This is a genomic window from Rudaea sp., from assembly GCF_036383415.1.
Lineage (GTDB): Bacteria > Pseudomonadota > Gammaproteobacteria > Xanthomonadales > Rhodanobacteraceae > Rudaea.
In genome coordinates, this window is sequence record NZ_DASVOK010000420.1 from 1 (window position 1) to 7,147 (window position 7,147).

The 7,147-nt window shown below is 64.1% G+C and carries 5 protein-coding genes and 1 pseudogene; 4 read left to right on the top strand and 2 right to left on the bottom strand.

Translation table 11 applies throughout. The features are described 5' to 3' along the window. Positions 1–649 (bottom strand): annotated as a pseudogene (locus VF497_RS15360) (bifunctional proline dehydrogenase/L-glutamate gamma-semialdehyde dehydrogenase); the annotation flags it as partial. Positions 650–909: 260 nt separating this feature from the next. Here VF497_RS15360 and VF497_RS15365 point away from each other — a divergent pair. The 3 genes from VF497_RS15365 (at position 910) to VF497_RS15375 (ending at position 6,026) form a co-directional block, all read left to right on the top strand. Beyond that, positions 910–1,911 carry a LacI family DNA-binding transcriptional regulator gene (locus VF497_RS15365; RefSeq protein ID WP_330890289.1) on the top strand — a complete coding sequence of 334 codons (1,002 nt, stop codon included), beginning with the start codon at positions 910–912 and terminating at the stop codon, positions 1,909–1,911. Between the two features lie 92 nt (positions 1,912–2,003). Beyond that, the gene (locus VF497_RS15370) at positions 2,004–5,264 is read left to right on the top strand and encodes an alpha-amylase family glycosyl hydrolase (RefSeq protein WP_330890291.1); all 3,261 of its coding nucleotides are present in this window, start codon (positions 2,004–2,006) and stop codon (positions 5,262–5,264) included. Positions 5,265–5,291: 27 nt separating this feature from the next. Next, complete coding sequence (locus tag VF497_RS15375; RefSeq protein ID WP_330890293.1) at positions 5,292–6,026, top strand: DUF6445 family protein; 735 nt, start codon at positions 5,292–5,294, stop codon at positions 6,024–6,026. Here the strand turns inward: VF497_RS15375 and VF497_RS15380 are convergent. Continuing rightward, positions 6,023–6,688 (bottom strand): TetR/AcrR family transcriptional regulator, encoded by a 666-nt coding sequence (locus tag VF497_RS15380; RefSeq protein WP_330890295.1) that lies wholly within the window; start codon positions 6,686–6,688, stop codon positions 6,023–6,025. The two genes, VF497_RS15375 and VF497_RS15380, sit on opposite strands and share 4 nt — an antisense overlap. A gap of 48 nt (positions 6,689–6,736) precedes the next feature. On the opposite strand from VF497_RS15380, the gene VF497_RS15385 reads away from it, so the two are divergent. After that, positions 6,737–7,147 (top strand): hypothetical protein (locus VF497_RS15385; protein WP_330890297.1); only part of this gene is annotated, 411 nt, incomplete at its 3' end.

Here is a 7,147-nt window from a genome sequence, read left to right on the forward strand (position 1 = left end):
CCCAAAGCCTTGATCGCGTCGACATAGGCCTGGTAGTAGCGCTCGCCGTCCGGCGTGGTCAGCGCGCCTTCGCCGAGCATGTCGTAGGAATAACGGTAGGCGCGGTTTCCTTCTCCTGGGCGCGGTCGAGGCCTTCCTTGATCGTGCGGCCCATGACGAACTGATGGCCCATGATGCGCATCGCCTGGCGTACGGCGAGGCGGATCACCGGCTCGCCCGCACGGCCGACGAGGCGCTTCAGGGCGCCGGAGAAATTACGTTGGGTTTCGTCGGCCAGTTCAATGAACTTGCCGGTCAGCATCAGGCCCCAGGTGCCGGCGTTGACGAACAGCGAATCGCTCTTGCCGAGGTGCGACTCCCAGTTCGCTTCGCCGAGCTTGTCGGAGATCAGCTTGTCGGCCGTGTCCTTGTCCGGGATGCGCAGCAGCGCTTCGGCCACGCACATCAGCAGCACGCCTTCCTCGCTCGACAGGTCGTACTGGCGCATGAACGCTTCGACCGCCGACGCGTCCTGCGCCTTGGCGCGCACGCGGGCGACGAGCTCGGTGGCGCGCGCGAGGACGAGATCGCGCTCGGCGTCGGGCAGCGCGGCCTGGCCGAGCAGTTCGTTCATCGCTTCGGTTTCGTCGCGGCAATAGGCCGCCGTCATCAACGCATGTGCCGCGTCGGGCGCGGGAGGGAGTTCGGGGCTGAGGATTTCGCTCACGGGCGCATCGCAAGGGCAGGTGCAAGGCCGCACATTCTAGCAGCGCGCGACAACCCGGGAAGGCGCGATCGGGTACCACTTCAGCGCAATCGGGCACCGCCGCCCGTTGTGCGCCCGCCCTTGCCCGCCGCGGACAGGCTTGCCATCCTCCACCTGGGACGGAGGGCGTCGTCATTCGCAGCAAACAGAAAGCCACTTCACTCGTGATCGCGCACCTGGCCGGCGTTTCGCAGCCGACGGTGTCGCGCGCGCTGCGCGGCAGCAGCATGGTCAACGAACTGACCCGGCGGCGCATCCTCAAGATCGCGAACGAGCTCAACTACAAGGTCGACAAGCATGCCTCGAGCCTGCGCAGCCAGCAGAGCGGCACGCTCGCGCTGCTGTTCTTCGAAGACCCGGCGCCGGACGATTCGCTGATCAACCCGTTCTTCGTCTCGATGCTCGCCTCGATCACGCGCGCCTGTGCGCGCTGCGGCTACGATCTTCTGATCTCGTTCCAGCAGCCGAACAACCACGACTGGCAGGCCAGCTACGAGGAATCGAAGAAGGCCGACGGCATCATCCTGCTCGGTTACGGCGACTACCTCGACTACCGCGAACGACTCAAGTTCATGGTCGAGCGCGGCACGCATTTCGTGCGCTGGGGCGCGGTCGCGCCCGACCAGCCCGAAGTCTCGGTCGGCTGCGACAATTTCCAGGGCGGTCGCGACATCGTGCGCCATCTGATCGAGCGCGGCGCGAAGCGCATCGCGTTTCTCGGCGACGCGAGCGAATCCTCGCCCGAATTCCTCGAACGCCATCGTGGTTACCGTGCCGCGATCGAAGAAGGCGGCGGCAAGGTCGATGCCAAGCTCCAGGTCGGTGCGATCTCGTCGGAGCAGTCGGGTCTCGATGCGGCATCGACGCTGTTCGAGCGCAAGGCGAAGTTCGACGCGATCTTCGCCGCGAGCGACCTGATCGCGATCGGCGCGATCAAGACGTTGCGCGAGCGCGGCCTGCGCGTGCCCGAGGACGTGCTTGTCGCCGGCTTCGACGATATTCCGCTTGCCGGCTTCGTCGATCCCGCCTTGACCACCGTGCAGCAGGACACCAAGCGCGCGGGCGTCGTCCTTGTCGACACGCTGCTCAAGCTGATCCGCGACGAGCCGGTGGAGAACCAGGTGATTCCGGTGTCGCTCGTGCTGCGTGGGTCGACGCAGCGCTGAGCTTGTTGCGGCGCCGATGAATTCGTATGCAATGACTTCCTTGTGCGATTGCGCATCACTACGCTTGGCTGTTCTCACGGGAGAGGGAAGCCATGCGCAAGATGTTTTTTTTCGCCGCCACTGCAAGCGTGGCACTGGGCCTCGCCGCCGCTCTGAGCAGTTGCGCAACGCCGCGCCCTGACGCCAAGGCGACCAGGCCGGCCCCAACGAACTGCCCGCCAGCACCGTACAAGGAAACGCTGTTTCTGCGCGGCGCCATGAACGACGGTACCCCGCGCGAGGATTACGCGTTCCAGTGGCGTTGTAATGCTTATTTCCTCAACGTCGATTTGAAAGGCGAGCAGAAATTCCGCATCGTCGACGCCGCGCTTGGTGGCGGCATCGCGTTTGGCGGACCCGGCCCGACGCCGACGTTGCTGCACACCAGCGAGTCGTTCACATTGAGCGGAGGCGAGCGTGCGGGCGTGGGTGAACTGAAGTACGCCTTCGCTGGTCCGGCCACGATCAAGCTCGATTTCGGCGCTCGCGCGACGGGCAAGCCGACGCTCACGATCGGGCCGAAGAGCTTCGTCGACGTCGACGAAAAACCGATCGATGATCCGGTCGCGCGCAGCGTGAAGTTCGATTCGCGCGATCTCATGTACAAGTTCCCGTTCGGCGCGGTCAAGGCCGGCGAAGAAGTCCAGTTCAATCTGGCCGCGCAGCCTGGTATCGCGAACCTGACCCTGGTGGTCGAGAAGCGCCGCCTCGAAGGCTGGCAGGAGGTGCTCGAGTATTCCGAGATCGCGCGCGTGCCGCTGACCAGCGGCAAATACACCGATGCCGCGGGCAAGCCCGGTGACTACTGGACCGGCCGCTATCGCTTCGATGCGATCGGCGTCTACGCCTACTACTTCGAATTCGAAGCCGGCAGGCGCAAGTACCTGTACACGAACAACGCCGATCCGATTCCGTTCACGCGCGAGGTCGGCTCGCAAGGACTGGGCGCGGTGGTCAATCCGCCGTCGGAGTCGGCGCGCATCCGTCGCTTTCGCCAGACCGTCTACCGCGCCGACTACAAGGTGCCCGACTGGGCGCGCGACGCGGTGTACTACTACATTTTCCCAGACCGTTTCCGCAACGGCGATCCTTCAAACGATCCAAAGCCCGGCGTTGACAAATTCCACGAGGGCACGGTCGAGTTCCACAAGAACTGGCTCGACAAGCCGTGGATTCCGCATTCGGGCGACGGTTCCGACGATGCTTACAGCAACGACTTCTTCGGTGGCGACCTGAAGGGCATCACCGACAAGCTCGACTACATCAAGTCGGTCGGTGCGAATACGCTGTACATCAATCCGATCTTCCGCGCATCGAGCAACCACAAGTACGACACCGCGGACTACCGGCAGATCGATCCGCATTTCGGCACGACGGCCGAATTCGAGAAACTCAATCGCGAGGCGGCGAAGCGTGGGATTCGCGTTGTTCTCGATACCTCGCTCAACCACGTCGGCCGCGACTCGATCTATTTCAACCGCTACGGCAATTTCCCCGAGGTCGGCGCGTTCGATCGCGACAAGATCCATCCGCAATCGAAGTACTATCCTTGGTTCACGTTCTATCCGAGCGAGAAGAATCCCGACCTGCAGTACAAGGGCTGGGCCGGCATTGCCGACCTGCCCGAACTCGACAAGTCGCAGCGCTCGCTGCGCGACTATTTCTATGGCGGCAAGGACGCGGTGATGCAGCGCTGGCTCGGCAAGGGCCTGTCAGGCTGGCGCATGGACGTGGCGCCGTGGGTGCCCGACGATTTCTGGCGCGAGTGGCGCACAGCCGTAAAGACGGCCAAACCGGACGCGGTGACGGTGGCGGAATCGTTCTTTGATTCCTCGAAGTTCTTCCTCGGCGACGAATTCGACTCGACGATGAACTACATCTTCCGCAGCACCGTTGTCGCCTACGCGAACGGCGCGAAGGCGAAGGATGTGTGGCGCAACGTCGAACTGATGCGCGAGAACTATCCGCCGCAGGCGTTCTCCGCGCTGATGAACCTGATCGACTCGCACGACTCGGCGCGAGCGCTGTACGACTTCGGTTGGAAGGACGAGCACGCCGACGCTGCGACCGTCGCGCTCGCCAAGCAGCGCCTGCGCCTCGCCGCATTCCTGCAGATGACGATGCCCGGCGCGCCGGCGATCTACTACGGCGACGAGGTCGGTGTGACCGGCGGCGACGATCCGTTCGATCGCGGCACGTATCCGTGGCCCGATCTCGGCGGCAAACCCGACGAAGCGATGCTCGCCGACTACAGAAAGCTGACCAAACTGCGCCACGACCATCCCGTGCTGCGTCACGGCTCGCTCGAAGCGCCCGGCTATCTCGACGATCACGTCGTCGTCGTGTTCCGCCACGACGAGGGTCAATGGGCGATCGTCGCGACGAACAACGACAGCACGACGCGTACGGTCAAGCTGCATCTGCCCGGCCCGATCGCGACGAGCACGTTCACCGATGCGCTGACCGGCGCGAACCTTGCCGCAGCCGCCGACGGCACGCTCGAACTCGGCGTGCCCGCGATGTACGGCAGCGTACTGCTCGCGCACGGCACGGCGCAGCCGAACGTGCATGTCCTTCCGCAGAAATTGGCGATGAAGGAACTTGGCCGCGAGCGCACGATCCGCGTCTACCTGCCGCCGGGCTATGAGAAATCGAACAAGCGCTATCCAGTGCTGTATATGCACGACGGCCAGAACCTGTTCGATGCGGCGACCTCGTATTCGGGCGAGTGGGGCGTCGACGAAACGCTCAACGAGCTGGCGAAGACCAAAGGTCTCGAACTGATCGTCGTCGGCGTCGACAACGGCGGTGCCGATCGCATCCACGAGCTCAACGCCTGGGACAACGAGAAGTTCGGCAAGGGCGAAGGCAGGCAATACATGGATTTCCTCGTCGGCACGGTCAAGCCCTACGTCGACAAGCACTACCGCAGCAAGCCTGACCGCGCGAATACCGCGGTGATGGGCTCGTCGATGGGCGGCCTGATCTCGCAATACGCGATCGAGCAGTATCCGCAGGTGTTTTCCAGGGCCGGCATCTTCTCGCCGGCGTACTGGCTCGCCGCGCCGGCCGTGTTCGATTTCGCCAAGGCGCAGCCGCCGCGCAAGGACGCGAAGCTGTACTTCTATGCCGGCGGAAAGGAGGGCGACTCGATGCTGCCCGACATGCAGCGCATGGTCGATCTGCTGCGTGCGGACGGACATCCGCAGAGCAGGCTCGACGTCGTCGTCGACCCCAAGGCGAAGCACCACGAGTTCGCCTGGCGTGCGCAGTTCGCGCGCGCGGTGCTATGGTTGTTCGACCGCAACGGATAGTTCGCTTCGAACGACGGGTTTCGCCTAATGCAGACGCTGGACAAGGTCGCGGTGTTCAATCCGCGGCCGCAGATCGAACGCGTGCGCCTGCTCAACGGCCGGTTCTGTCATGTGATCGACGACGCGCTGCTCGATCCGGATGCGCTCGTGCAGCTCGCGGTGACGAATCGCATGGCGTTCAATCCGGTCAATTTCAGTGCGTATCCGGGCAATTATCTGGAAATGCCCGCAGCGGTCGCGGTGCGTTTGGATGGTTTCTTTGCCGAACACGTGCGCCGCGAATTCGATGCGCGACGTACGCTCGACGTGCGCTGTCGTTTGTCGATGGTAACGCTGCCGCCGTCGGCGTTGCGGCCGTTCCAGGCGATCTGTCACACCGATGGACAGCATCTCGACCCGCGCCGGCACAGCATCCAGGCTTCGGTGCTGTATCTGTTCAAGGATGAAAGCCTCGGTGGAACGAGCTTTTACGAGCCTGCGCGTTCCGCGGAAGAAACCGCGTTGCTGTTTCGCGATGCGAACACGCTGCAGGCGGCGGCGTTCACGCAGAAATACGGCATCGCGCAAAATTACCTCTGCGCGTCGAACGACTGGTTCACCCAGGTCGGTCGCGTCGCCGCGAAATGGAACCGCATCGTCTTCTACGATGGCAGCATGCTGCACTCCGGAGACATTTTCGCGCCGGAGAAGTTGAGCGACGATCCGCTCACAGGTCGCCTCACCCTCAACGGTTTTTTCACCAGCCGGCGCAACGCGGCCTAGCCGCGCGTGCCGAGCAGCGTGCGAACGGTCTGCTCGACCAGCGTCTGCATCAGCGCCTCGACGGCCTTCGCGTTGCGGTTGCGCGCCGACAGCGCGTCGAATGTGTCGAAGCTCGTCAGCACGTACAGCAAGTCGACGAGATCGGCGTTGGCTTTGCCTGCGCCCGGTGCCAGACGTTCGACGAGCACGCCCAGGATGTGGCGACGGCGTTCGGTGCGGCGCTGCAGGCTTGCGGCGATGTCCTCGTCGATTTTTATCACCGCCTGAAACGCCGGCATCATCGTTTTGTGCCGCGTCCAGAAGCCGCAGAACACGCTGACGAAACGGCGCAAGGCGGCGTGCGGGTCAGGCTCGATGAATATCGACGGCAGGGCAGCGATCAGGCCGCCGCGCTCGGCGATGTCGTCGAACACGGCCTCGAGCAGGCCGAGCTTCGATTCGAACTGGTTGTACACGGTCAAGCGCGTGACGCCGGCCTGGCGCGCGACGCCGTCGACCGAAAACGCCGGAAGATCCGGCCCGCCGATGAACAAGGTACGCGCGGCATCGATGATGCGCGTGCGTGTCGCGTCCGCGGCCTGCGCGCGCGCCGCGCTGCGATAAGGCCGGCGGGTTTCGGCCGGCGCGGACGGCTTGCCGGTCTTGCGCGACTTGACATTCATGATTTGGATGTACAGTATGTATATCGAAATTACAACCGGGAAGCCACCATGTTCAACATCGATCTCATTGTGCTGGCTCGCGCCGTTCATGTCATCGCCGGCGTGGCCTGGGCCGGAGCGACTTTCATGCTCGCCTCGGTGATCATGCCGATCGCCGTGCGCCACGGTGCCGAAGGTGCGGGACACTGGATGGGACTCGTCGCGCGCCGCGCGGGCATGTCTTCGATGGTCGCCGCGCTGCTGACCGTGCTGTCCGGTATCTACCTGTTCGTGGCCCTGCACTCGCACGACGCGTCCACGAGCGGCTTCGTCCTCAAGACCGGCGCGCTCGCGGCGATTCTGTCGATCGGGGTCGGCATCCTTCTCGGTCGGCCGGCCGGGATCGAGCTCGGACGTCTGCAGCAGACGCTCGCGTCGGACGCGGCGCCGGATGAGAACACGCTGCGCCGTGTCGACGTG

Bases quoted from the DNA above. Each gene is read 5' to 3' on its own strand.
- VF497_RS15375 (WP_330890293.1), top strand. From the start codon at position 5,292: ATGCAGACGCTGGACAAGGTCGCGGTGTTCAATCCGCGGCCGCAGATC.
- VF497_RS15380 (WP_330890295.1), bottom strand. From the start codon at position 6,688: ATGAATGTCAAGTCGCGCAAGACCGGCAAGCCGTCCGCGCCGGCCGAA.
- VF497_RS15370 (WP_330890291.1), top strand. From the start codon at position 2,004: ATGCGCAAGATGTTTTTTTTCGCCGCCACTGCAAGCGTGGCACTGGGC.